At 39.7% G+C, this 26,786-nt stretch carries 27 protein-coding genes; 8 read left to right on the forward strand and 19 right to left on the reverse strand.

Annotated elements, in window-relative coordinates; all coding sequences use genetic code 11:
• Positions 1–2: 2 nt before the first annotated feature.
• The 10 genes from QJ048_RS02580 to nusG form a co-directional block, all read right to left on the reverse strand.
• Positions 3–944 (reverse strand): GNAT family N-acetyltransferase, encoded by a 942-nt coding sequence (locus QJ048_RS02580; RefSeq protein ID WP_282332766.1) that lies wholly within the window; start codon positions 942–944, stop codon positions 3–5.
• Positions 935–1,858, reverse strand: a complete 924-nt coding sequence (locus QJ048_RS02585) for a glycoside hydrolase family protein (RefSeq protein ID WP_282332767.1) — start codon at positions 1,856–1,858, stop codon at positions 935–937. Before QJ048_RS02585 ends, QJ048_RS02580 begins: the two co-directional genes overlap by 10 nt.
• An 8-nt stretch (positions 1,859–1,866) precedes the next feature.
• Positions 1,867–2,553 carry an acetyltransferase gene (locus tag QJ048_RS02590; RefSeq protein WP_282332768.1) on the reverse strand — a complete coding sequence of 229 codons (687 nt, stop codon included), beginning with the start codon at positions 2,551–2,553 and terminating at the stop codon, positions 1,867–1,869.
• A complete protein-coding gene (locus tag QJ048_RS02595; protein ID WP_282332769.1) occupies positions 2,543–2,974 on the reverse strand; it encodes a sugar 3,4-ketoisomerase in 432 nt (143 codons plus the stop codon). The genes QJ048_RS02590 and QJ048_RS02595 overlap by 11 nt, the downstream gene beginning before the upstream one ends.
• Positions 2,967–4,235: an ABC transporter ATP-binding protein gene (locus tag QJ048_RS02600; RefSeq protein ID WP_282332770.1), complete on the reverse strand. Its 1,269-nt coding sequence runs from the start codon at positions 4,233–4,235 to the stop codon at positions 2,967–2,969. Before QJ048_RS02600 ends, QJ048_RS02595 begins: the two co-directional genes overlap by 8 nt.
• A 65-nt stretch (positions 4,236–4,300) precedes the next feature.
• Complete coding sequence (locus QJ048_RS02605; RefSeq protein WP_282332771.1) at positions 4,301–5,206, reverse strand: ABC transporter permease; 906 nt, start codon at positions 5,204–5,206, stop codon at positions 4,301–4,303.
• Between the two features lie 15 nt (positions 5,207–5,221).
• Complete coding sequence (locus tag QJ048_RS02610; RefSeq protein ID WP_282332772.1) at positions 5,222–5,791, reverse strand: acyltransferase; 570 nt, start codon at positions 5,789–5,791, stop codon at positions 5,222–5,224.
• Position 5,792: 1 nt separating this feature from the next.
• Positions 5,793–8,186 carry a GumC family protein gene (locus tag QJ048_RS02615; RefSeq protein WP_282332773.1) on the reverse strand — a complete coding sequence of 798 codons (2,394 nt, stop codon included), beginning with the start codon at positions 8,184–8,186 and terminating at the stop codon, positions 5,793–5,795.
• A gap of 15 nt (positions 8,187–8,201) precedes the next feature.
• A complete protein-coding gene (locus QJ048_RS02620; RefSeq protein ID WP_282332774.1) occupies positions 8,202–8,984 on the reverse strand; it encodes a polysaccharide biosynthesis/export family protein in 783 nt (260 codons plus the stop codon).
• Between the two features lie 19 nt (positions 8,985–9,003).
• Entirely contained in the window at positions 9,004–9,498 is a 495-nt protein-coding gene (gene nusG, locus QJ048_RS02625; RefSeq protein ID WP_282332775.1) for a transcription termination/antitermination protein NusG, read from the reverse strand.
• 540 nt (positions 9,499–10,038) lie between these two features.
• On the opposite strand from nusG, the gene QJ048_RS02630 reads away from it, so the two are divergent.
• The 5 genes from QJ048_RS02630 to QJ048_RS02650 all read left to right on the forward strand — a co-directional run bounded on the left by QJ048_RS02630 (position 10,039) and on the right by QJ048_RS02650 (position 14,770).
• Positions 10,039–11,211 (forward strand): acyltransferase family protein, encoded by a 1,173-nt coding sequence (locus tag QJ048_RS02630; protein ID WP_282332776.1) that lies wholly within the window; start codon positions 10,039–10,041, stop codon positions 11,209–11,211.
• A 29-nt stretch (positions 11,212–11,240) separates the two neighbouring features.
• Positions 11,241–12,371, forward strand: coding sequence for a metallophosphoesterase family protein (locus QJ048_RS02635; protein ID WP_282332777.1), 1,131 nt, complete (start codon positions 11,241–11,243; stop codon positions 12,369–12,371).
• 102 nt (positions 12,372–12,473) lie between these two features.
• Entirely contained in the window at positions 12,474–13,088 is a 615-nt protein-coding gene (locus tag QJ048_RS02640) for a hypothetical protein (protein ID WP_282332778.1), read from the forward strand.
• An 81-nt stretch (positions 13,089–13,169) separates the two neighbouring features.
• Positions 13,170–14,222: a type II asparaginase gene (locus tag QJ048_RS02645; RefSeq protein WP_282332779.1), complete on the forward strand. Its 1,053-nt coding sequence runs from the start codon at positions 13,170–13,172 to the stop codon at positions 14,220–14,222.
• Positions 14,223–14,263: 41 nt separating this feature from the next.
• Positions 14,264–14,770: a DUF4199 domain-containing protein gene (locus QJ048_RS02650; RefSeq protein WP_282332780.1), complete on the forward strand. Its 507-nt coding sequence runs from the start codon at positions 14,264–14,266 to the stop codon at positions 14,768–14,770.
• 94 nt (positions 14,771–14,864) lie between these two features.
• Here QJ048_RS02650 and hemL read toward each other — a convergent pair whose 3' ends face one another.
• From hemL to hemA, 7 genes are all read right to left on the reverse strand, one after another.
• Entirely contained in the window at positions 14,865–16,157 is a 1,293-nt protein-coding gene (hemL, locus tag QJ048_RS02655; protein WP_282332781.1) for a glutamate-1-semialdehyde 2,1-aminomutase, read from the reverse strand.
• 26 nt (positions 16,158–16,183) lie between these two features.
• Positions 16,184–16,486, reverse strand: coding sequence for a YciI family protein (locus tag QJ048_RS02660; RefSeq protein ID WP_282332782.1), 303 nt, complete (start codon positions 16,484–16,486; stop codon positions 16,184–16,186).
• Between the two features lie 178 nt (positions 16,487–16,664).
• Positions 16,665–17,642: a porphobilinogen synthase gene (gene hemB, locus QJ048_RS02665; protein ID WP_282332783.1), complete on the reverse strand. Its 978-nt coding sequence runs from the start codon at positions 17,640–17,642 to the stop codon at positions 16,665–16,667.
• 117 nt (positions 17,643–17,759) lie between these two features.
• Entirely contained in the window at positions 17,760–18,707 is a 948-nt protein-coding gene (gene hemF, locus QJ048_RS02670; RefSeq protein WP_282332784.1) for an oxygen-dependent coproporphyrinogen oxidase, read from the reverse strand.
• Positions 18,708–18,928: 221 nt separating this feature from the next.
• Positions 18,929–19,954 (reverse strand): uroporphyrinogen decarboxylase, encoded by a 1,026-nt coding sequence (gene hemE, locus QJ048_RS02675; protein ID WP_282332785.1) that lies wholly within the window; start codon positions 19,952–19,954, stop codon positions 18,929–18,931.
• A gap of 84 nt (positions 19,955–20,038) precedes the next feature.
• Positions 20,039–20,959: a hydroxymethylbilane synthase gene (hemC, locus tag QJ048_RS02680; protein WP_282332786.1), complete on the reverse strand. Its 921-nt coding sequence runs from the start codon at positions 20,957–20,959 to the stop codon at positions 20,039–20,041.
• Positions 20,960–20,965: 6 nt separating this feature from the next.
• Positions 20,966–22,204 (reverse strand): glutamyl-tRNA reductase, encoded by a 1,239-nt coding sequence (gene hemA / locus QJ048_RS02685; RefSeq protein ID WP_282332787.1) that lies wholly within the window; start codon positions 22,202–22,204, stop codon positions 20,966–20,968.
• A 250-nt stretch (positions 22,205–22,454) separates the two neighbouring features.
• Here hemA and hemH point away from each other — a divergent pair, with 250 nt between their 5' ends.
• From hemH to QJ048_RS02700, 3 genes are all read left to right on the forward strand, one after another.
• A complete protein-coding gene (hemH, locus tag QJ048_RS02690; RefSeq protein WP_282332788.1) occupies positions 22,455–23,477 on the forward strand; it encodes a ferrochelatase in 1,023 nt (340 codons plus the stop codon).
• Positions 23,478–23,539: 62 nt separating this feature from the next.
• A complete protein-coding gene (locus tag QJ048_RS02695) occupies positions 23,540–24,190 on the forward strand; it encodes a hypothetical protein (protein ID WP_282332789.1) in 651 nt (216 codons plus the stop codon).
• 315 nt (positions 24,191–24,505) lie between these two features.
• Entirely contained in the window at positions 24,506–25,165 is a 660-nt protein-coding gene (locus QJ048_RS02700) for an outer membrane beta-barrel protein (RefSeq protein ID WP_282332790.1), read from the forward strand.
• A gap of 80 nt (positions 25,166–25,245) precedes the next feature.
• Here QJ048_RS02700 and rpiB read toward each other — a convergent pair whose 3' ends face one another.
• Together rpiB and tatC are read right to left on the reverse strand one after the other, a co-directional pair.
• Complete coding sequence (gene rpiB, locus QJ048_RS02705; protein WP_282332791.1) at positions 25,246–25,695, reverse strand: ribose 5-phosphate isomerase B; 450 nt, start codon at positions 25,693–25,695, stop codon at positions 25,246–25,248.
• A gap of 79 nt (positions 25,696–25,774) precedes the next feature.
• Positions 25,775–26,626: a twin-arginine translocase subunit TatC gene (gene tatC, locus QJ048_RS02710; RefSeq protein ID WP_282332792.1), complete on the reverse strand. Its 852-nt coding sequence runs from the start codon at positions 26,624–26,626 to the stop codon at positions 25,775–25,777.
• Positions 26,627–26,786: the final 160 nt, after the last annotated feature.

Here is a 26,786-nt window from a genome sequence, read left to right on the forward strand (position 1 = left end):
AATTAAGACAGTTCAATTCTGTAAAAATCATGCGTAACAGTTCGGGCTCCAAAGCTTTCTTTGTTTCTTACTAATCCTTCGTTCAGATAACGACCATCATTTTCTGTAGAAATGCCGAAACTATAATACTTCTTATTAGGTCGATAGATTTGTATTAAAGCATCGGTCAAAAAATCCAGCGCACCTATTTCTTTTCCTTCATCGGTTATACCAATGTATTGTGTATGTACCACCAGATCCGATATGTAAAGAATAGTTCCACCAACACAGTTATCTCCTTTGTACACCAAATAGAGCTTGATGTTATTTGGAAATCGTTCCGCTAATAATGTTATTTCTTCACACGTGTGAGTTGGTCGTGTATTGTATTTAACCCGCAAAATTTGTTCCTCGATATCCATGAAGGTTTTAAAGTCAAGACTTTCCTTCACAACTAATTCATTTTTTCTTGCTTTACTTAAGCTAGCCTTAGTGCCTTTGCCATAGGAGATTTTGCCAGACAAATCTATAACAGAACTCGCATCACGACGATATAAATTTGCTCCATTCAAAAACAACGTATAAAGGTCTTCCTGAGCCGGTAACTGGTGATAAACAAATGGAATACTTTTATAAATAAATGTTGTAAAGCTGTTTTGCTTTAGATAATCTAGCAAAACAGGAAATGCTTTATTAACAAAAGTAATACTGGCGCGGCGACTCATAATAAAACCACCGAAGGTTAATCCCCCATGTGAACTATATGTCGTCTCCTTTTCATTAGCAGGCAAAACGCAAACCAGTTCGTCCTCTTTATAAAAAAGAAGAGAGTGGTCCGTAAATCTGTCCGCATGATATTCCAGGTAATTCCGTTCAAATAAAAAAACGCCATTTTTGGCATCTTTCACAAACGAATCCCAAACTGACTGTAAGCTGCTATTGTATCTTTCAATTTTTATATCCATAAATCTCCATCAAGTTCTGCATAACCAAAACCATCTGCTCCCATTTTGTTACCGTTGTAAAACATATAAACTTTGTTTTTATAGTTCAATAACGATGGGTAACATAGGGTTTCAGAGTCCCAGCCTTCATTAGAAAGTTCTATTCCTAATTGATCATCTTTTCGCACCCAATTAATCCCGTCGGTTGAAGTGGCAACCCCCGGAAAATAATCACCGTGAATGGTACCTTTTGTATAAAATAGCAAGTATTTGTTATCAGATATTTTATACACACGGGGGCGGCCTATACGGTATTCAGGCCAAATATTATCAACGCAGAATTGTGCCGGGTTATTAAAATCAATTCCGTTTTTTGATTCGGTATAGTAAATATTATAGCAAGGAAACGGTTGACCATTAATGATTTCCCACTTGTTACCAGCTGCATACCAAATTTTCCAGGTGCCGTTATCATTTAAAGCGGTATGGATTGCCCTGATAAAATGTTGATTATTGGACCGATCTAAAATTGGCGCATTCGATACACGTTCAAATGTGTTCCCGTTATCATTACTAATAGCAAGACCGGAGAATGCTAAAAACTTAGCCCTTTTTACCAATTGAAATCCTACGTAGTACATTCTTATTTGATCGCCATCTGCTATAACATCGCCTAAAATAACGCCATTGTCATCAAAAGTTCCCGGCTCTCCAATATCTAAAACCGGTTTATCTGACACTCCAATAATCTCATTTGGACAATCAGCATTTAGATCCACAAAACCTATTCTACTTACTCCTTCATCATCTCTAAAGCCAGCATAAACCCTTATTTTGTCGCCCAACAAAATTGGGCTGGGGGTCAAAGCAGAATTTTTACTCCAAACAGGTTGGTTTTTACTGGAAAATATTAATCCTTTCTTTATCCATCTCATACTATCTATTATATTTCATTTTCTTGAACACCAAATGTTATATAACTGTTTACCGGTCCAGATTTTGCCGGCGCTCCAATAAGCAATTTGCCACTATCTAAAAATGACTTGGTAATCAAAGCTCCGCTACCAACAATCGTATCACCTCCTATTTTTATTTTGTCATTAAATGTAGCGTTTACGCCAAGGAATGAAGATTTACCAATTTCGCAAAACCCAGATACAACAACGTGTGACGATATATAAACAAAATCGTGAATCTTTGTTTGATGACCAATATGATTACCGCTCCATAAAATAACACCGTTGCCAATTTGAACCTTATGTTGTATAACATTATTCTCAAAAATCATACAGTTTTCTCCTATGGTAGCATTGTGCCAAACAAAAGCTTTGGAACTGATGTAGGTTGCACATGTGTAGCCAGCCTCTTTTACCATATTATAACATTTCGCCCGTACTCGATTGAGTTTGGTGTAAGAAATAGCTACAAACATTTCGACACTCGAAGGAGGGAAATGATCCTTTATTTGACTAAAAGAAATAATAGGAAGCCCATATAATGTATCTGATGTTTTGTATGCATCCTCTACAGTAAAACCCACTACTTCGTATGTTGAGTCATGAGTAAAATATTCGTATGCAATGTCAGCAGTTTCTCCGGCTCCAAAAATTACCAGCTTTTTATTTTTCATGTACAAGTATTTTAAAGTCCTCGTAGTGCCTTATATAATCTTCCTCTAAATAAACCTCTGATGCTAAGCAAAGCAAAACAGCATTATGAGAGAATTTAATGTCGCGCCAAACTAGTCTTGGGATATACAATCCTTTATCAGGAGAGTCAAGAACAAAAGAATTTTTCTCCCCGTCTATTGTTTCAATATTAAACTCAATTCGTCCACAAACTGCAAAAATAATTTGCTCTAAATTTTTGTGTGCATGTCCTCCTCTTATTACATTATGAGGGGTAAAATATGTCCAATAAACCCTTTTAATTTCAAACGGGACGTTTTTATGAGCCTCCGCTATCGTAATGAATCCCAGGGAAGAATCGCCTATTGAAGCAAATTCTACAAGTTTCGGAATATTTATGGTAGTTGATTTAAATTCACTCATTGCTAAAATCACTTTGTATTTCAATCTCTGGAAATGTTAATCCCGGTAAGCGACTTGAATTTGACCCAGATGTTTCGTGTAACACTTCAAAAGAAATAATATCGCTTGCGCTGTAAAGAACAAAACGTTGATTTTCCCCGAATATGATCGATAGCGAATATGTTCCCGCATTTAAAAATCGTTTGGGCAACTTACAAGTCAAATGATAAATTCCTTTCTTAGAATCATATTGTTTTGATATGTGCCCGCCGGAGTGAAAAACGATAACATTGTCCTGATTTTGAACTTCAAATGTAATATCTAAATTTTTCCCTACACCTGCATTAAAAAAAACTAGCTGAAATTCAAGTCCGGAAAATATTGTAAGTTCGCTGCCTTCCTGTGGCGCAGCTTCTAATCGTAAAATTTTAATATTGTCATTTCCCGGAGCCGATGCAATATCAGGGGCATGAATAAATGAATTAGTAGAATCTGATGACTGGTAATAATTAACCGCATCATATTGACTGCCATTAAAAACACTCACCCCTTGCTTTAAAACTATACCATGCGTACATAATGTTTTTATCGCAGCCATATTATGACTTACAAACAATACAGTTCGTCCTTCTCCTTTACTCACCTGGTTCATTTTCCCCAGAGCCTTTTTTTGAAATTCTGTATCACCCACTGCCAATACTTCGTCAACTATCAATATTTCGGGCTCCAAATGTGCGGCTACTCCAAATGCCAAACGCACATACATTCCGGAAGAATATCTTTTAACCGGAGTGTCAACATAGCGTTCTACACCTGCAAAGTCTACTATTTCATCAAACTTCTTTTTAATTTCCGCCTTGGTCATGCCGAGAATCGCTCCGTTTAAAAAGATATTTTCGCGTCCTGTTAATTCAGGGTGAAAACCTGTGCCAACCTCAAGTAAACTTGCAACACGTCCTTTTATTCCTATTTTACCAGCTGTTGGCGATGTCGTGCGACTTAAAATTTTTAGCAAAGTCGATTTCCCTGCACCATTCCGTCCAATTATACCTACTGCTTCTCCTTGTTTTATTTCGAAATTAATATCCCGAAGACTCCAGACATAGTCACTATTGCCTTTACTTGACCTGTCATTTGCTTCGCCAACTTTCAAATAAGGATCCTCGTTACCTCTTATTTTGTGCCACCATCTGTTTACATCATGTGCTAAGGAACCGGTACCTATTTGCCCTAGCCTATATTGTTTGGAAAGATTTTCTACTTTAATAACCGTATTGCTCATTATGGCGTTTTGAAAAAATTAAAAATGAAATGATACTCCAGTCTAAGGGTTTTGAAAGTTTCGAACTAAACAGTGTCCATGAAACTTTTCTCTACTTTGTTAAACATTATGATACCGAAAAATAAAATCACCATCATAAATGCCAAACTATACAACAGTGTTCCTACAGTAAATGTGCCTTGACCAAACAAAGCATAACGGAAAGCCTCCGCCAAAGGTGTTATAGGATTAATATCCAGCAATAATCTTAACTGACTTCCTTCCGCAAGTTTTGATAAGGGGTATGGAATAGGCGATATGTACATTCCCAGCTGAACTGCAAAGCCAAGCAAAAGGGTAAAGTCGCGATACTTTGTTGTAAGAGAAGAAATGATAATTCCCAAGCCTAAGCTAAGCCCCGCCAGAATAAAGATGACTATTGGTACGAGAAGTAAAGAAGTATTAAAATGGAATACAAATTTTCCTGTTATTCCATAGTAGGCCATCATAACAAGAAGCAAACCGAGCTGTATTCCAAGCTTTATCAGATTTGAGATTACGACAGAGATGGGTAAAATCAACCGTGGGAAATAAACCTTCCCAAAAATTGGCGCATTGGTAACAAAAGTGCCGGCCGTAGAGGTAAGGCATGTTGAAAAATAGTTCCAAAGAGCTATACCACTCATATAAAACATAGGGCCGGGAACGCCTGTGTCAATTCCAGCGATGCGACCAAATAGAACCCAAAACATAAGTGTTGTCAATATTGGCTGAATTACGTGCCAAACTGGCCCCAATATTGTTTGCTTAACCTGGGCAACAAAATCTCTTTTTACAAACAACATGATCAAGTCTCTATAGCGCCACACCTCCTTTAGTTGCAAATCCAGCATCGATGTTTTGGGCTGAATGACCATGTCCCAATGCTCTTTTTCGTTACCTGTTTCGGCCATACCCGACTCACGTTCTAATTCTTTATACAAAGTGCTCATATTCTCGTTCTAATTCTATATTTCAGATGAAACTGTGTTATTGTTGAGATAATATTTTTCTCCGGTTTCCAAACACACAGCTATATTATCATTATTAAAATCAAGCCTATTGCCGTGCTTACTTACCCAGCCCTTTTGCGTTCCCGGATTACCAGTTACCACTGCATAAGGCGGTACATTCTTTGTGACAACGGCACCGGCGCCAATCATGGCATATTCTCCTATTTCAATTCCGCAGATGATCGTAGCGTTTGCCCCTATTGATGCTCCTTTTCGGATAATCGTTTTCTTAAATTCATTTTTTCTCGAAACAGCGCTTCTTGGATTTATAACATTTGTAAAAACGCATGATGGCCCCAGGAAAACATCGTCCTCGCACACCACTCCTGTATATAAGGAAACATTGTTTTGGACTTTTACATTCGCTCCCAGCACCACTTCCGGCATTATAACAACGTTTTGTCCAATGTTACAATTGTTGCCAACAACACAACCTTTCATTAGGTGTGAGAAATGCCAAATATTTGTTCCTTCCCCTATGTCACAGCCTTCATCGATATAGCAGGAGGAATGCGCAAAATACATACTATTTCTTTCTTTTTTTCTTTCTGAAAAGACCTGAGAAAAGAGATTTTTTTTGTTCGTCGAAGTAGTGACTCTTTTTGCCCGAAGCATATCCGTAGCCGTAGCCATAGTATCCGCCGTAGCCCATCACATGCTTGATATCATTTATTATTATTGACTGTCTGGGCAATTTTTGCTGGCTATACATATCTTCAATAAATGCGACCTGCTTTTTGTAAGTATATCCCTGTCTGATTATATAAACAGCTCCATCAGCCAGCCCACCTAAAATCAGTGCATCGCTTACTACTCCTACCGGAGCAGTGTCAACAATGATCGCGTCGAAATTTTTTCTAGCATACTCAAACAATTCTTTAATTGCTGGTGACAATAATAATTCAGCCGGGTTAGGCGGAACAGGACCACACGGTAACAGGTATAAATCCGGAATGTCGTCTACCGGCACAATCAAGTCATCAAGCGAAACGTTTCCGACTATGAAATTTGTTATTCCTTTCCTGACATGTATCCCCAATCCCGAAGCAACTTTAGGCTTGCGAATATCAAACTCCATTATCAGCGTTTTCTTTTTGGCCAGCGCCATTACACCACCCAGATTCGTACTTACAAAAGACTTACCCTCGCCGCTAAATGTAGAAGTTACTATAATAACGGGCTTATTAACATTGGCTAATATGAATTGAAGATTGGTTCTTATAATCCTAAACTGCTCGGCTATAAATTTTCTTGAGTTGTTTTTCATAACAAGCGGAAGGTCTTCCGGTTCCGAATGACCCACTTCACCCAAAATAGGAGTTTGGGTTAATTTTTGAATATCCGCTTTTGAATTTACTCTATCATTTAACAACTCCAATAAAGCTGCAATACCAATAGGTATTGCCAAGCCCAACATAGTAAACATCAAATAAATACTTTTACGGTTTGGCGAAACCGGAGCGCCGGACGGGACAGCTTCTTCAACCACACGTGCAATAGATATGTTGGATGCAGAGGATATGGATACTTCTATTTTCTTTTGTAATAAAAAAGAATACAAATCCTGCATAATCTGCTGCATTCTTTTTATTTCTATCATTTGCCTTCCCTTTTGGGGCAGCGACAATAATTCGTTTTGCGCATTTTGAGAGTTTGATTTAAGGCTTTGGTCTGTTAAGTTATATGAAGCCTTTACATTGGTCAATGCCTCAATCATATCAACCCGCATTTTTTCCAATGATACATCCATTTTTTGAATCATTGGGTTGGATTCCGGAACAGTTTTTATTGTTGCATCTCTTTCAATTTGCAGTTTATTATAACCTTCAATAAAACCGCCTAGAGCGGGTTCGGGCACGCCTAAGGTAGTTGGTACAAGCCTGTTTTTATTTTGTTTGTTTTTTAAGTAATCTATCAACCAATTAAGTATGCTGGTTTGTACAACCATTTGAGACTCCCGCTTATAGTAATCATTATATAATTCCAAATAATTTGAAGACTGGGCCTCCATATCATACAGCTTGTTTTTTTCCATAAAATCCTGTAACCGGTTCTCTACATTGCCCAGTTCTTTTTTTACGGTATCAAGCCGATCATCTATAAATTGTAAAGTAATTTGCGCCACGCGGCTGCGCTCTTCTATCCCCATGCTATCATACACAGCCATAACACCAGTAAGAATATCTGCACACATATCTTTATTCTCACCAAACGCACTTAACTTAAGTACATCCGTTCCTTCAACGACTTTTATTGCTAACGCCGATTTTAATTGATCTGCAACAAATTGTGAAGGTGTATAGGTAATAAATATTTTAGGATACTCATTATTGCTATTTTTTACAATTGAATCAGTTTTAATTAATTCTAAATGCGATCCATTGTAAACAAATGGTTGATTAAAATAAAAACGTCTTGTATCGTTATTAATAATAAAGGCATCTGCATTCACAACTTGCACTTCAAAACCAAATGGAGTTGCGTTTGACAATGAATCTAATGCTAATATTGTTAATTTAACCGGATTATTCTTGTAATACAAAGTGGATTTTACATTACCAACAGCATAGTACCTTGTATGTAATTTAAGATTTTGGGCTACTCTCTTTAATAAAGGACGAGCTTGTAAAATTTGCATTTCATTAGCCAGGTTAATATTAGACCCCTGTTGCATAAGAAGTGCTCCCATTTTTGAGTCATTCCCCCCTCCATTTAGCGCATTATTACGAATAAGCATTGAAGCCTCGGCCTTGTATTGAGGCACAGCATATCGTAACTTTATATACCCTGCAATAAAACCTATTATACCACAAATAATTATCCATGGCAAATACTTAAGGTACTTTAATATAAACTCTTTTATGTCAAAAGACTTTTGAGAGTTATCGGATATTAAATCAGGTGAAAAATTATCAGCCATTCAAAAAAGTTATAATTATTTGTGGTTGTCAATAGTGATGATAAGTGTAGTGATTATTGATGCTGTGGACAGAACAGCAGTCGAAATTGCTATCCATCTCATTGTTTGGTCCGTTGCTATGGCTTTTTTATCCAACATATCAACATAAACAACATCATTTTGCTTCAGGTAGAACCAGTCGGACTTGAATATGTCCGGCGATTTTAAATTTACTCTTCCAAATTCTCTTTTACCATCCTGTTCCCTTATAATTAATATATTATCTCTTTTGCCATAAATAGTAAGATCTCCGGACATCCCAAGAACATCCATAATGCTCACCTTTTGAACCGGGAAGGTAAACGTACCTGGATGATTCACATCTCCCAAAACCGTTACCTTAAAGTTGAGAAACTTAATGTTGTAGAAAGGATGAGATAATAATTTCTCTAATTTTTGATCTAACAATCCCTGTAGCTGGGCAATCGTGAGGCCACTTACTTTTAACGTTCCCAAACCGGCCATTTGTATGTTTCCATTGTTGTCGACCTCGTAACCAAGCATTGTGTTACTTTGTCCTGATGTGGCAGATGTAGTAGGAGGCAGGCTCATATTATAAGGCACAGATGCCTCAATGTTATCACTGAACACAGTTATGCTAAGAATGTCGCCGATTTGAATAAGGGGTTCGGTATAGTTCAACTTTGCAAGTTTGGCTGTGTCAAATTCACCCTGAAAGTAGCGAAGCTCCTTAGGGTTGCCGCAGGATGCGAGGATTAATACCATCAAGGCAACGAGCCCTGTATATAACAATCTCATTGTGGTTTGCACTGTTGTTTTAAAGTTTTTTCAGTTTTGTCTTAGGCAGATTAGCGATCAACTTATAACCCAAACATTCGATTACTAACTCAACTCTGTTTTTTAATATTCTTTTTACCGTACCTGTTTTATCCATCAGGGGGCCGGTAGTCACCAACATCTCATCACCGATTTCCATACTTAATGGAGCAATCTGAACATCTTCATATTCATTCAAAAACTTTTTAATGTTTTCGATCTCAGATTCTCTGATAACAGCTGGTTTGCCCAGCCAATATACAAAGTTTACCACTCCGTTTACTGCTCTTATATCAGATTGATCGTCCGGCGAAATCTTTACAAAAACATAAGATTTAAATAATGGCTCTTCAACCAACTTGACCCTGTCGCTCCATTGCTTTTTCACTTTATTCAGAGGGCAATAACTTTCATATCCTTTTTGATGTAAAAGAGTATTTACCTTTTTCTCCCAGCGAGGTTTAGTATAAAGCGCGAACCAATCTCTATTCTGCATTGTGGTTACTTCTTAGAAATACAAATGTAACAAACATCTAATCCCTTGAAACTTTTGTGAGGGCACAGCTTCGCCACCTCAGTCACAATGCTATTTTATAACTGATTGATTTTTTGAAGCTTCCAATATGCAATAACCGTTCCTATCTTTCTCGCCAAAATCAAAAAGGCACAAAAGACCATTGCGAATGCTGTCTCCTATGCCTTAATATTAAAACAAATAAAATGTTGTATACTTCTCACAGAATATAATGTTTAAGGGTGCGTCTTGTTTAAAATATTATCATACAACAACAGCAATTCGAACATTCTCAAAACCTTAATATCTCTCAACAATTGCCCTTAAGGGCTGACGGCTGCAAATATATGTGATTTTAGCACCCAAAAAATACCCGCCTTCAGCGGAGAACTTCTTATTAATCAATAAATAATTTAGAACCGTAAAAGGCGCAAGTTATATCCTTTTCGCATCGATTTCTTTAGCAAAAAGTCAAAAAATTGTCCATTTAATCCTATATATTCGTTACTAAACCCATGTAATTTGAACCAACGATTCTATTCACTTGATGTCTTCCGGGGAGCTACCGTAGCCCTGATGATCCTTGTAAATAACCCCGGTAGCTGGTCACATATCTACGAACCGCTGGAACATGCTCCATGGCATGGGTACACCCCCACAGATCTTGTTTTTCCCTTTTTTCTTTTCGCTGTGGGAAATGCAATGGCCTTTGTGATGCCAAAATTGCAAGCCGCAGGCGATTCAGTCTTTTTAAAAAAGGTTTGCAAACGAACTTTTTTGATATTTATAATAGGCCTGCTAATGAACTGGTATCCTTTCGTACGGTGGCAGGAGGGAAACCTTATCGCCAAATCATTACATGACATCCGCATATTAAATGTCTTGCAGCGCATTGCTCTGTGCTATTTTTTTGCATCCCTCATAGTCTACTACTGTAAGCCAAAAGGGGCTTTTGTGGTGGGTATGATGATATTGTTAATTTATTGGGCCTTATGCTTATTGTTTGGCCATGGCCCGGATCCGTTTTCTCTGGAAGGTTTTTGGGGTACCCACCTGGATAGAGCGGTTTTGGGAAGTTCCCATCTGTACCACGGGGAGGGCGTTGCTTTTGATCCCGAAGGACTTGCGAGTACATTGCCCGCTATTACGCAGGTTATCTTTGGCTACCTGGTTGGGCAATTTATTCAGCAAAAAACGAAGGAAAACAACTCTCCAGCTATCTTTTATGAGCTTTTGACCAAACTTTTTGTGATAGGTTGTGTACTCTTTTTCGCAGGATTATGTTGGGGCGGCGTCTTTCCCATCAATAAGAAAATATGGTCCAGCAGCTATGTTTTGCTTACAACAGGCCTCGCTACCCTGATCATTTCAATAATGATCTACCTGATCGAAGTAAGAAAAGCCAAGGGCTGGGCGACCAAACTCTTTGACGTTTTTGGCAAAAACCCATTGTTTATCTACGTGTTAAGTCAATTATTGCCTAAAACAGATGCGATCATTAGGGTAAAAACTGGCGTTGAGGAAAATGGAAGCATTGAATACTCGTCGCCATTAAACTGGTTTTACACACATGTCTGCGACCCATTATTTTCCAATCCTAACAATGGCTCATTACTATTTGCTATTTGTATAGTGCTGTTTTTTTGGCTGATCGGCTTTTTGCTGGATAAAAAGAAAATTTATGTAAAAGTCTGATTGGCATTTACAAATAATCAATTAACGCATTGTTTAAACTTATCGTCAATACAATCAGAAGATTTTGCCAGTTCCTGTTTAAGAGACCGGCGACCTGGATGGCGGATAAATTTTCATCTTCGCCGGACAAAGCCGCTATCATACAATCGCTTGATACTCTTATAAAAGAAATAAGGCAGGGTAATTCACAGAAAGGCCTGAAGCTGAGTGCCGATTTGAACTCCGGAAAATATATCATCCTTTCTGATCAGCACAAAGGCACAAGAGACGCAGCGGACGACTTTTTAACTTGTGAGAAGAACTATGTGGCTGCGCTTGATTATTATTTCAAAAGCAACTTTACACTCGTTGCACTTGGTGATTGTGAAGAGCTTTGGGAAAATAAGCCCATAGATGTTTTAAGAAGTTACCGCGATGATTTATTGCTGGAATTGAATTTTCTAAAAGATGACAGGTTTGTAAAAATATTTGGCAATCACGATCTTGAATGGAGTTTTAAAATGCCGCAATCGCTTTTTCTCAAAAAGAGATATGGCAAACAGTTGCGTATTTACGAGGGTCTGTTGTTAAACATGGAATATAAGAATGAGGTATTCTCCATTTTCATGGCGCACGGCCACCAAGGCGATCAGCGCAGCGATGGTAACGCTTTCAGCAAATGGTTTGTTGCCGCGATCTGGACGCCGGTTCAGCGCTTTCTTGAGATCAAAACAAATACACTTTCCGATAATTTTGAGTTGGTAGACAAGCATAACATCATGATGTATGAATGGTCGGCGGAGCAAAAGAATCTTCTCTTCATTTCCGGTCACACTCACAAGCCCGTTTTCGCTTCGCTCGATCACATCGAAAGAATCAATGCAGCGCTTGAAAAAGCGAGGTCCAGCAACAATACTAAGCTTATTGCAAGGTTGGAAGCCGAACTGGCGCAGCGCAAGGAAGAGTACGCTGGCAAACAGTTTCACAAAACGATGGTGATTCCATCCTACTTCAACAGTGGCTGCTGTTGCTTCAGCGATGGCGACATAACAGGTATTGAAATAGAAAACGGAGAAATACGCTTGGTCAAATGGAAAGAAACGGATCACCAACCACAACGTCTAGTGCTCGAATACTCCTCGCTTTCATACATTTTTGATCAGTTGGGTACTGGTAAATAAGCTCAAAATAGTCGGGGTCCTTTGAACATTTAAGCGTTTATCATGTTAGTGCAATGTAGGGTCGCTGTGCTTTTTGCCCATGCAAATACCCCGCTATTCACTATGAAACGTACATCACGGTATTATTTTCCCTTACTACTGCTATTGTTTACTGTTGCCTGCAGTAACCAGTCACATATTACCACAACATGGAAAAATCCATCGTTTGCTGCTGCGCCGCCCGGAAAGTTGGTGGTGTATGCAAAAATCAGTGAACCGGCTTTTCGAAACGAGGTGGAAGACAAAGTGGCCCAAATATTTAAAAGCAAAGGATACGATGCGATTACAGCTCACGGCAATTTTTCTGACAATGATTTAAAAGAACGGGATTCTTTGAGAGAAAGGGCGCAGTCATTAAATGCCACATCGCTTATAACACTCAGGCCGCTAAAAAAAGCAACAGAAGTAAAGAGCACGGCGCAAACGGCAACCAGTACCGGCTTCGGTGGCAGCTATGGTGGTTTTTATAATGGCTTTAACGGTTCGCCACTACCTATATCAGGAAGTGGCAAGATCGAAGAGCATTTGATTATTGAAACCAACTATTACGTACAAGGCTCCAACAGCGCGGCATGGCTGGCAACAATTGACGCCAATATGAAAAAAGGATTGGACGCCGGAACGACAGAACTCATTGAAATGCTGATCAAGAAAATGCAAAAGGAAAAGGTGTTGTAACAACCCTGACGTCTTTACGGTAAAGCCTAACCGAATCCGAACTTCTAAGGGCTGTTATTGTTACCAATTAAAAATATAACTATGAGCAGGTTCCGGATTGTATTGCTTCTATTGTCTGTTTTCCTTACCATTCAGTCAATTGCACAAAATGTACGCGTGAAAATCCTCGCTACCGGCGGTACGATAGCCGGAGCCGGCGCATCTTCTACAAGAGCAGCATACAAAGCGGGCGAACTGCCTATTGATCAATTGTTAAGCGCTGTTCCCGACATTCACAAAATTGCCAAGGTTACGGGCGAACAGATTGCCAGCATTGGCAGCCAGGATATGACCGTTGACATCTGGCTAAAAATAGCAAAACGCATAAACGAAATTTTTAAGAATAATGAAGCGGATGCCATTGTGATCACTCATGGCACCGATACACAGGAGGAAACTTCCTACTTTTTAAGACTTACTATAAAATCTGATAAGCCAGTAGTGCTTACAGGTTCTATGAGGCCTGCCACTGCTATCAGCGCAGATGGTCCTAAAAATCTCTATGATGCTGTTGTTGTGGCTGCATCTCCCAAAAGCGCAGGACGAGGAGTATTGGTCGCTATGAATGAAATGGTGTTCTCGGGAAGAGATGTTACAAAGAGCAATTCAACAAGCACGTCTACGTTCCAATCTGCAGACTTCGGTCCTATTGGTTTGGTATACGACGGAATGGTAGAATACTATCGCAAAACAGAAAGGCTAACCGGCGCTACGGCTCCGTGGGACATTGATAAAATAACAAAACTGCCTCGTGTTGACATTGCGTACATGTATGCAGATGCGCCGGCAACAGCGGTGAACGCTTTCGTGAAAGACAAGGTGGACGGAATTATCTTCGCCGGTGTAGGAAATGGGAACATGAACAAAGCTAATCTTGACGCGTTAGCGGCGGCGGCGAAAAGCGGCATTATTGTTTGCCGCGACTCACGCACATACAGTGGGCGCGTTACCTTACACGATGAGGTAGATGATGACAAATACGGGTTCATTGTGTCCGACGATCTCAATGCTCAAAAGTCACGGATATTATTAATGTTGGCACTAACGGTCACGAAGGATCGAAGTAAGCTGCAGGACTTCTTTTTTAAATATTGACAGCAAACTGCAGTTAGCTGTTTCTTTATTAAACCTTGCGCATGAAGAATATTGGAGTTAGGTACGCATTAATTGCTTTTGTCATTACAATTGTGTGGACCTTATTTGAACATCTGATGGGTTACAACACGGTTGATCATGCCAAAGGTCAGTATACAAGGATGGTGACTGCATTTGTCTTCTATTTTTTTATAGCGTTTGCTATTGCGCGTCAAAAAAGAAACCAGAGAAATACGATTTCCTTTAAAGAGGGATTTGTAACCGGTCTTATAGTTTGTGTGATATATGCTCCATTGTCAACGCTTTGGTTTGCCTTGTATGGAGAGGTGATCAACCCGCGCTACCAGGCGAGTCTGATGGAGTTTGAAAGAAGCAAACTGGTTGCTATCAAAGCATCTCCCATCATCATTGCCGACAAAATGAAAGAAGTGCAATTAATGTCCGGCGGCTCGTTTCTTTCTTATTTTCTGCTGCTTGTATTTACGTTTTTAATTGGAGCAATTATAGCTTTTACGACAGCGCTGCTGGTGAGAAACCAGGTGAGGTGACAAATAACTGAATAACTGAATGACTGAATAACTGAGTGTTCAACGATCGTAGTGCAAAATCGAAAATGGAACACTCAGTTATTCAGTCATTCAGTTATTCAGTTATTTCCTTGAGGCTTTCTTTCGTGGCTTGAATTGTCTTATCCAAATCTTCCTTCGTCAACGCATTGTTCAGGAACCAGCTTTCAAATGCAGAAGGTGGTAAATAAACACTACGCTTAAGCATTGCATGAAAATATTTTTTGAAGAGATCATTGTTTGCAGCTGCTGCGCTTGCAAAATCAGTTACAGGCTTATCGCTGAAATGTATGCTGATCATAGAGCCCAACTGATTGATCACATAAGGTTTACCCCATGCTTTCAATACTTCGTTTAAGCCGTCACGTAAGTAGATTGTTTTTTCATCCAGTTCTTTGTAAATGGAAGGATTTGTATTCAACACATTCAACAAAGTATAACCCGCGATCATTGCGATTGGATTACCGCTTAAAGTGCCCGCCTGGTAAACATTTCCAAGAGGAGCAACCACTTCCATGATATGTCTCTTTCCACCAAATGCACCTACCGGCATTCCGGCACCAATTACTTTACCGTAGGTTACCAGATCTGCGGCAATGCCCAGCTTCTCCTGTGCACCACCGGGTGCGAGACGAAAACCGTTCATCACTTCATCAAAAATCAACACGATATTTTCTGCATCACACAATTTGCGCAAGCCTTCAATGAATCCTTTTTCAGGCAAAATGCAACCCATGTTTCCGGCAACCGGCTCGATGATGATGGCAGCCACTTCATTCTTATTTTCTGCGACTAATCTTTCAACTGCCTGCAAGTCATTGTAAGCACAAGTAAGTGTATCATTGGTCACGCCTGCTGTTACGCCGGGAACAGTTTGAATGTTAAAGGTTGCAACACCGCTTCCTGCTTTCACAAGAAAGCTGTCTGCATGGCCATGGTAACATCCTTCAAATTTTATGATCTTGTTTTTACCAGTATATCCTCTCGCAACGCGAATGGCGCTCATACATGCTTCTGTGCCGCTGCTCACCATGCGTATTAGATCTAGGTTCGGCACCATCCCTTTGATAAGCTCTGCCATTTTTATTTCCAGCTCTGTAGGCGCACCGTAGGAAGTTGAAAAAACGGCTTGCTCCTGTATTGCTTTTACCACAGGCTCATAAGCGTGTCCCAAAATCATCGGCCCCCAGGATGCGATGTAGTCGATATATTGATTACCGTCTTCATCATACAGGTAAGCGCCTTTTGCATTTTTAATGAACAGCGGTGTACCACCTACGCTTTTGAATGCACGAACGGGCGAATTTACGCCTCCGGGAATGGATTGCTGTGCACGCTCAAATAATTCTATGCTGCGAGTATAAGACATCTGTTATATAGGTTCTTCTTTAAAAATTAATGTAAATAGTCATCGGCATCTATCATCGCAAACTTTTTCGTTTTCCGGGTTGCCTTGAATTCAATGATGCGATAATCTGCCATTTTATTTTGATAAAACGGATCTTCTGCTATGATTTTTTCAATCTCCGCTCTTGAAGAAGCAAGCGCCAATATTACACCACCATCGCGGGGTTCTTTTCTGCCAGACGCAAAAAAATGGCCCGACTCATAATACTTTTCAAGGTATACCATGTGTGGCGCGAGTGCGGAATCAATTTCTGCAGGCGAAACGGTGTAAGTTAATTCGATGATGAACATAACGAAAGTTTTGAGTTTTGAGTAATAAGTTTTGAGTTTGGGTTTACAACTCAAAAAGCTGATTCTATATTACAGTTGATGCAATGTAATGGTTTTCAAAAATTGGTTTTCTGACATTGATCAGTAATGAATAAGGGCACTTCCCGCTCTTCACTCATAACACAAAACTCACTACTCACTACTTATTCAACAGCTTCGCCGCGTCTTTCGCAAAATACGTTGCAATCAAATCTGCACCCGCTCTTTTGATAGACGTTAAGCTTTCCAAAATAGCTTTTTCTTCATTCAACCATCCGCGTTCTGCTGCTGCTTTTATCATTGCGTATTCACCGCTTACATGGTAGGCACTCACTGGAACGTCAACTGTATTTTTGATTTCGCGAATGATATCAAGATAGGCCATTGCAGGCTTTATCATTACAATATCTGCGCCTTCTTCAATATCGATCAATGTTTCTCTGATCGCTTCTTTTCTATTGGCGTAGTCCATTTGATATGTTTTCTTATCACCAAAACCCGGCGCACTATCCAGCGCATCGCGGAAAGGACCATAGAAGCAGGAAGCATATTTTGCACTGTAACTCATGATACCTGTTTTAGTGTAGTCATGATGCTCCAGAATTTTTCTGATAATGCCTATACGGCCATCCATCATATCACTTGGCGCTACAAAATCCGCGCCTGCCTGAGCATGACTAAGACTCATTTTTGCCAAAGCTTCAACGGTTGGGTCATTTACAATCTCACCATTTTCAACAATACCATCGTGGCCGTAAATGGAATAAGGATCAAGCGCAACATCTGTCATTACGATCATTTCAGGAATGGCATTCTTGATCGCTTTGATCGTTCTTTGCATTAAACCATCCGGGTTCCATGCTTCTTTACCGGTGTTATCTTTTAATTCATCCTTGCACTTGATAAATAACAACACGCTTTTGATGCCGAGGCTCCAAAGTTCTTTTACTTCTTTAATGGTAAGATCAATGCTTCTTCTGTAATAGTTTGGCATTGATGCTATTTCCACTTCTACTCCTTCTCCTTCATCTATAAAAAGTGGTGCAATAAAATCATTCGGCGTCAAAGTAGTTTCCGCTACTAAATTTCTAATCGATGCGTTTGTTCTTAAAATTCTATTTCTGCGGACTAAATACATATTGGTCTGATTTTGTTTTTGTTGCTCTTCGAGGCTTGTAGCCTCGAAGTTTTATTCTGTTGCCTCCGGCAACTTTATCGTCAAAGACGAAAGAATAATGCTGCAAGGCTATATCCCCTACACCCAATCCTTCGGATGCAAACAAACCTGCAACAATTTATCTTCTTCACTTCCTGCCACAGGTTGATAGTTGTATTCAAATCTCACCGTGGGAGGAAGACTCATTAAAATGCTTTCTATGCGGCCATTTGTTTTAAGGCCAAAGATGGTACCTCTGTCATGCACGAGATTGAATTCTACATAACGGCCCCTTCTTATTTCCTGCCAATGTTTTTGCTCTGCGGTATATGGAATATCTTTTCTTTTTTCAACGATTGGAATGTACGCTTGTGTAAATGCATAACCGCAGGATTTTCCAAAGTTCACCCAAAAGGTTACATCCTTATTTCCCGAAGGCTTTTGATGATCGTAAAAGATGCCACCAATACCTCTTCTTTCATTATTGCGGTGATAATTCACGAAGTAATCATCACATTCTTTTTTGAAGTTCTTGTAAAAGTGCGTGTCATAATCGTCGCACACATCTTTGTATGTTTTGTGAAAATGTTTGGCGTCTTCTTCGAATAAATAATAGGGAGTGAGGTCTGTACCGCCGCCGAACCATCTGTCAATAACGTTGTCGTTTTTATCGTATAACTCAAACATTCTGTAATTACAATGAACGGTAGGCGCAAAAGGATTAACCGGATGAATAACTAAAGATAGACCACATGCAAACCATTTCTCTCCTTCGATTCTCAATTGCTTGCGCATTGTGTCTGTTACTTCTCCAAAAACCACGGAAGTGTTTACACCTCCTTTTTCAAATACATTACCATTGGCAATCACACGGGTTCTGCCACCGCCGCCTTCTGGTCTTTCCCATTTGTCTTCAACAAAAACAGCCTTGCCATCAACAACTTCCAACGCTTTGCAAATATGGTCCTGAAGCTGGTGGATGAAGCTGATCCAGGTTTCCTTCACCTGATTTTCCGCAAGTTCTGTTACTGTTGTTGAAGTCGCCATATATGAGTTTTAGACAAAGCTGAAAATGATGTGCAAGATTACGACTGATCTGCATCAGTTTCCAAATCGCTGACAAAAAAATGACGGAGGGGACTGAATAACTGAGTAACTGAATAACTGAGTGTTTGAAAGTCGGAAAGACTTCCCGCATACGAACATTCAGTTATTCAGTTACTCAGTTATTTGCCTAACAAAATGCAGCTATCAGGATAATGCACCTGCTACCACGTAAACGCCTTCACAGCGTCCACAAATGCTCTTGCGTGATCAACCGGAACGTTTGGTAAAATGCCGTGACCAAGGTTGGCTATGTGGAGGCCCGGGCCAAAGCCTTTAAGCATTTCTTTTACTTCTTTCTGGATTACCGGAATAGGAGACATTAATTTTGCGGGATCAAAATTTCCCTGAAGGGTTATGTTGTTGCCGGCCATTTGTCTCGCAAGTTGTGGTGTAATGCACCAGTCAATACCAAGACCAAGAGCGCCTGTGGCAGCCATGCTTTCCAGCGAATGCCATGCACCTTTTGCGAAGATGATGGTAGGCACTTCGTCTTTCAATGCAGCCACAATCTGGCGAATATATTTAAGGGAGAAATTTTCAAAATCTGCAGGGCTCAGTAAGCCGCCCCAGCTGTCGAATATCTGTACAACATCTGCGCCTGCTTTCACTTGTCCTTTCAGGTAAGCGATGGTTGTATCGGTGATCATTTGCAACAATTGGTGTGCAAGTTCAGGCTGGGTATAACAGAATATTTTTGCTTCGTCAAAAGTCTTGGAGCCTTTTCCTTGTACCATGTAGCAAAGCAAAGTCCATGGCGCTCCTGCAAAACCGATCAAAGGAACGCGGCCATTCAATTGTTGTTTGATCAACTTGATCGCATCAAAAACATAACCCAACGTTTCTTCCACTTCAGGTACACGAACACGTTTAAGGTCGGCAGTGGTTTTAATTGGTTCGGGCAAATTAGGACCTTTACTTTCAATCAATTCCACTTCAAGCCCCATTGCCTGTGGCACCACAAGAATGTCGGAAAACAAAATAGCGGCATCAACGCCTACGATATCCACTGGCTGCAATGTTATTTCAGCGGCCAGTTCGGGAGTTTGGCAACGTTCGAAGAACCCATATTTTGCACGCAGTGCCATGTATTCAGGCAAATAGCGTCCGGCCTGGCGCATCATCCAAACTGGTGTTCTTTCTGTCTTTTCTCCGCGAAGTGTTCTAATGATCAGGTCGTTTTGTAACATTACCGTTTAGTAATTAATAATTAATAATGAATAATTAATAGGGTGAGTTTCTAATGCTAATTCAAACATGCGTGCTATTGACAACTAGTTCACTTTCATTTTTGCAACGATGTCTGCTGCTCCGTTTTTCAAAATCTCTTCGGCAGCAGTTACGCCAAGGTCGGCAGCACTATCAACAGTTGCTTGCTTTTCCACTTCTACTTTGGCGCTTCCGTCAGTGGCAACGATATTTCCTTTGAAAACAACTTTGCCGTTTTCAATTTGCGCCAATGCACTGATTGGAGTGGAACATCCACCCATTAAAGTTTTCAGGAAATCTCTTTCAATCTTCACACACAGTGCGGCGTCTTCGTCATTAAAATTTCTGCAAGCCTCCCATGATTCTTTGTCATTGTTGCGACAAACTACCATGATGGCACCTTGTGCAGGTGCTGGAAGCATCCAGTCGAGTTCAAATGAATTTTCCGGGCGAAGATTGATTCTTTCCAAACCTGCCGCTGCAAAAATAGCGCCGGTCCAGTTGCTGTCGGCCACTTTTTGCAAACGCGTATTTACGTTTCCGCGAAGGTTTTCAATTGTATGAGTTGGATAACGATGCAGCCACTGCGCTTTTCTGCGAATGCTGCTCGTTGCGATGAGTATTTGTGATTGTGGATCGGAAATTTTTGTATCAAAATCTCCTTTGTGCACCAGCAGATCTTTGTAAGAGGCTCGTTTTAAAACGGCCGATTGCACAATGCCTTCAGGCAATTGCGTAGGCACATCCTTCATGGAGTGAACCGCTATGTCTATCTTCTTGCCGAGTAATGCAATGTCGAGGCTTCTTGTAAAAACGCCCTGAACACCCATTGCGTACAGTGGAGTTTGAAGATCAATATCGCCTTCACTTTTTATGTAAACCAGTTCTGCGGTGTAACCGTTTTGCTGTAGTAATTGCTGCACTTGTGTAGCCTGCCAAACTGCTAACTGACTTTCCCTTGTTCCGATTCGTAATGTTCTCTGCATGATATTTTAGTTAGCCTTGCTGTATTCCATATAATCGTTAAGTGCTTCGAGGTACTGACAACCGTATTGATTTTGCTGGCGCATTTTCAAAGCCATTCCGTTGATAACTTTTTGAATTCTATCATCCTCTGTTTCCGCCGGGATGTAGCCATGTGCCGCCTGCAGATAAAGATTGCATGAATGAATGGATTTCAATCTTGTTTTCAAAGATTTCAGGAAAGGAACATGTTTTCTCAACGCATACCATTCCATAAGCTCTTCAATGTGTTCTGCGATGATCGTTTTCGCTCTTGGCACTTCCGCTTCTCTTTTTTGAAGGGTTTCATCTTTCAGTTTCGAAAGTTCATCAACATTCACCAGTTGAACGTTTTCTAATTCAGCAGCGGTTGCTTCAACATTGTAAGGGATAGAAAGATCGATGATCAGTTTATCACCTGTATTTTCAAGATGTGACTTTAAGATAGTTGGCTTAGGGGAATTGGTTGCTACCAAAATAATTTCAGCCGCCTCAATATTTTCTTTCAACTCAGTTAAAGGTGCAGAAGTTAATCCCAATTCTTTTGCAAGTATATCAGCTTTTTCCTGTGTTCTGTTGATCAGTGTAATGTCCTGTGTATCCAGATAATCGATCAGGTTTTTGCAGGTGTTTCTGCCTATTTTGCCTGTACCAAGCAACAATATCTTTTTACCAAGAATTGATTGATAAAATTCCTTGATGTATTGGATAGCGGCGAATGATACGGAAACAGTACCGCCGCTTATTTGTGTTTGATTCTTGATGCATTTGGAAGCCTGCAACGCTGAGTTTACCACTCTTTCCAGGAAAGAGCCGATAAAACCTTTCTCGCGGGCATGTTTCACCGCATTTTTCAGCTGACCAACAATTTCGTAGTCGCCTAAAATTTGCGAATCCAGACCGGCAGCTACACTGTAAACGTGCTCAACAGCTTCCTGACCATTTTTAATGTAAGCAAGATCTTTAAAAGTACTGATGTCTCCAGCGGTAACGGTACACAACAGAGCGATCATCTGATCGGCACATCCAGCAAAACCATACATTTCAGTTCTGTTGCAAGTGGAAAGAACAAATAACTCGTCTAGTGCAAAATCGCCTGCCTTTGTAAGGATTTCGGAGTATTGATCGGCATTAACTGCAAAATTGCCACGAATCGCCGCATCTGTTTTGCGGTAATTGATGCCAATTACATAAAAATCCGATATACTTTTGGTGCTTTGTGCCTGCATGGGAACAGTTTATTCTTTAGAGGAACGTTAGGACAAAATTAACAGCGGGTGCCCGAAATGCAGAATTATCGTGTCATTGAAGTGTCATTTTAAAAGATGATTTTAATCAGAATGCAGCCTGCGTGTACTAATTGAAGTTTTCCGTGTATGAATTGCTCGTCATATTTTTAAAGTTCCTAATACCTAATTTGCGAAATAATATTTCTACAATTGTTAGGTAACTGAAAAAGCGATTCTAATTTTGCAATCTATGAATGCAACAACTAAACGCGGCATTGTTCTAATGAATTTGGGTTCTCCGGACTCTACTGAGGTTAAAGATGTAAAGAAATACCTGAACGAATTTTTGATGGATGAAAGAGTGATCGACAGTCCTTACCTGTTAAGGCTACTACTGGTGCGTGGAATGATCGTTCCTTTCAGGGCCGCAAAATCTGCTCATGCTTATCAAACAGTTTGGACAAAAGAAGGTTCACCGCTGATCGTAATCAGCAAACATTTGCAGGAAGCTTTGCAGGAGCAAGTGGACGAACCTGTTGAAATTGCAATGCGCTATGGCAATCCTTCTCCTAAAACTGCGTTTGATAGTTTGCTTAAACAAATGCCAGACATTGAAGAAGTAGTGGCAGTGCCTTTGTACCCGCATTATGCTATGAGCAGTTATGAAACAGCTGTTGAGTATGCAAAGGAGGTTCACGCAAAACATAAATATCCTTTCAAGCTTACTATCATTCCTCCTTACTATAACAACGAAGATTATATCAATGCACTTGCAGAAAGCATGAAGCCTTTCCTGCAACAAGAATATGATCACGTTTTGTTCAGCTATCACGGCGTGCCGGAAAGACACATTTTAAAAGGTGACATCACAGGTCAACACTGCCTTAAAGTGGCAGATTGCTGCAATGTAGATTCTCCTGCACACACACAATGTTACAGACATCAGTGTACGCGAACTACGCAGTTGGTGGCGGAAAAATTAGGTTTGCCAAAAGATAAATTCAGTCTTTCTTTTCAATCGAGACTGGGTAGAAGCGAATGGCTAAAACCTTACACTGCAGTGCGCTTGGCTGAGTTGCCAAAAGAGGGCATTAAAAAAATTCTGGTTCTTTGCCCGGCCTTTGTAAGTGACTGTCTTGAAACATTGGAAGAGATTGCTATGGGTGGTAAAGAAATCTTCATGGAAGCAGGCGGCGAGTCCTTTACGATGATTCCTTGTTTGAATGTAAATCCTTTGTGGGTAAAGGCGCTGGCAAAGTGGGTGGAGGCATAGAGGGAAATGCGTAAGGTGCAACGGTTCAGTCAGTTTTATTGTCAGCAAATAAAAGTGATGATATGAAAAAAACAGTTTTCTATTGTCTAATATTTTTCTTTTTATTTTCATGCAAAAAGAATGATGACAAAACGGGTACGGCAACCGCTCTAAATACCTTTGAATTAAAAGCTGGAGATTGTAAGGAATTACTTGATAGGACTTCTGTTTGTTTTGACTCAGTATTAAATGACTCAAGGTGTCCAATTGGTGCGACTTGTTTTTGGGCAGGAAACGCAGTTGTTAAACTTGGTATTACAAAAGATCAGACAAAACACGTAATAAAGCTAAATACTCTTTCAAGTTTTCAGACAGACACTACAATTGATAATTTATATATTTCACTAGTAGAGTTAACTCCGTATCCAAATATACAGACAAATTCACGGGACAGTGGTAAAGTAAAATTGACTATTGCAGATCTTGATAAATTAAAGAGCAATGCAAAAGTACTGGGGCCTAGTACGGATAAATGTCAATGCTGTTGGGGATGGACAATTAAAATTGGCAATGATACAATAATGTCTTCTGATAATATTATTGGTCAGAAAATTGGATATAACAATAGTACTCCAATTGCTGTTTATATTGAGTTAGGGGAAATTGAAACAACTTGTTCAAATAATGGAAACCGGAATCATTATAAGATTAACCAGATTATAAAAACAAGATAACACAAGCTTACAACATTGTATTTACACTATGACGAAATTGAAAACTGGACTCAGAATATCTTGTTCATTATAAAACGTACAAATACCTAATTTCTCCGGTGCTTCATAAGCATTAATACCTTTTCAAAATATTTTTCGATTTAATTCCAATCGCTCCAAAGCCACTACAACTACACATTGGCGTTATCTTAACAACTTGAACGCAGCACTAATTATTTTCCGGTGGTCATAGATTCTCATCATACCATTCATAAACTTTTGTTCATGGGATGGGTGATGAAAATTATTTTCGCAAACTTTTAAAAAATAAATTCTATGACAAAAATTCTATGCTGTTGCCTCGCAATTATTCTCGCTATTTCCGCAAATGCACAAATTAACAAAGGTGCTTTTCTACTGGGTGGGGATGTCGGATTTGGAGACTCAAAAAACAGTTCCAGCTATTCAAACAACGCGTACACTGGGGGAGGTTTCTCTGTATCCCTTGGAAAAGCAATTAACGAAAACAAAGTCATCGGATTTACTCTTGGATTTAATTCTTCAAAGCAAAATTCAGAAGGTACAGTAGCCAACTTTGATACCAGCAGTGTAAAAAGTAACACATACAATGTCGGTTTCTTTTATAGAGATTATAAAAAACTGGCGAAAGACTTTTATTTCTTTACTCAGGCAAATGCCGGCTATTTTTATTCCACCCAGAAATACGATTACACTGTTAATAAATTAAATACCAATAAACAGGTGCAGAATGGCGGCAACGTTTCCATTGCGCCAGGTATTGCCTATAAGCTTTTCAAAAAAATGTATTTGGAGTTGTCCCTGAATAATCTGGTATATGCGAACTACACAGCTACAAATACAACGTATGAAGAAACAGACAAAAAACTGAAAGGTCACAACTTTTCTATTGGAACATCGTTTACCAACAACGGCTTTCTGAGTAACATCGGTATGGGCTTCCGTTTTATTCTTTAATTTTTACGCATAAAATATAGACACAAAAAAGCCTGATAGACTTCAAAATCTATCAGGCCTTCTATTTATCTCGAATCTATTTAAGCACACGCAATTTTTCCCACCCGGTTAGCATGTCTGCCGCCTTCAAATTCAGTATTAATAAATGTTTCGATCATTTCTTTTGCCTGATCAAGTGATACAAATCTTGCAGGAATGCAAATCATGTTCGCATTGTTGTGTTTGCGCACCAGGCTTGCCACTTCATTTTCCCAACATAGTCCCGCACGAATGTTTTGATGTTTGTTAGCAGTGATCGCAACACCGTTTGCGCTGCCACATAGCAAAATGCCAAAGGCAGTTTCGCCGTTCTCTACGCTGCTCGCAGTAGGATGTGCGAAGTCAGGATAGTCGACAGAATCCAGAGAATCTGTACCGAAATTTTTAACGGAATATCCTTTTTCTTCCAGCCACTTTACAAGCGCTGCTTTGTATTCATAACCGGCATGGTCGCAGCCGATTGCTATTGGAAGTGATAAATTAAATGACATAAGCAATTTGAAATTTTAGATTTAAAATTTGAAACTCCTCAAACTCATAACTCAATACCCATTACTCACAACCATCCTCTTATCCCCACTCCTCGGCTTCTTTTTTCTTTTTCTCTTTTACTACACGCCCCGCGATCCAGATACTTATTTCATACAATAGAAGCAGTGGCAATGAAGCAATCGTCATACTCACAATATCAGGAGGAGTAATTACTGCTGCAATCAGCAAAATTACAACAACTGCATATTTTCGGTAGGTGCGCAGGAATGTTGGAGTAACGATACCAACCTTCGCCAGGAAATATACAACCAATGGAAGCTGAAACACAATGCCACAACCCAGTACAAGCGATACAATATTATCAATGTAATCGCTGATCATGAACGTATTCTGAATCAGCGGGCTCAAGGTATACGCGGCAAAAAAGTTCACACTGTATGGCGCCATTAAGTAATAACCAAAAGCTATACCGAGAAAGAAAAGTAGTGAAACCCAAAACACAACGCCTCTTGTTTTGCTCACTTCTTTTTCTGTAAGTGCCGGTTTTACAAATCGCCAGAACTCCCAGAAAATGAAGGGAAATGCCAACACAAAGCCGATAACAAATGCAATGGTAAAGCTCATCAAAAACTGGCTGCTCATTTCTGTACTAATGAGCTTTATGTTGATATCCTCAAGGCACATAGCATTACCCATGTGAAGGGCATGACTGGTTTCGCAAAGCCAGCGATAGGTAATGAATTCCTTATGTGCCGGACCCATGATGATCTGGTCGAAAAAGAAATCCATTTTCCAATACGCAATTACAGAGCCTACAAGAACAGCAAGTAGTGCACGAAACAGATGCCCACGTAATGCTTCAATGTGGTCAATGAACGACATTTCCGCATTATTGCTGTTATTATTCCTATTTAAAAAGTTAAGTGCCATAAGTTTTCAGAAAGCCGGGCAAAAGTAGTTGAAAATTGAGAGTTGAGAGTTGAAAGTTGAAAATGAGATGTTAATGAATAAATTGAAAGTTGAAAATTGAAAGTTGGAAATTAAAAACCCAACGATAAGTCGTTCATTTTCAACTTTCAATTTTCCATTT

Origin of the sequence: Pinibacter soli (assembly GCF_029961145.1) — a bacterium.
Classification (GTDB): Bacteria; Bacteroidota; Bacteroidia; order Chitinophagales; family Chitinophagaceae; genus Pinibacter; species Pinibacter soli.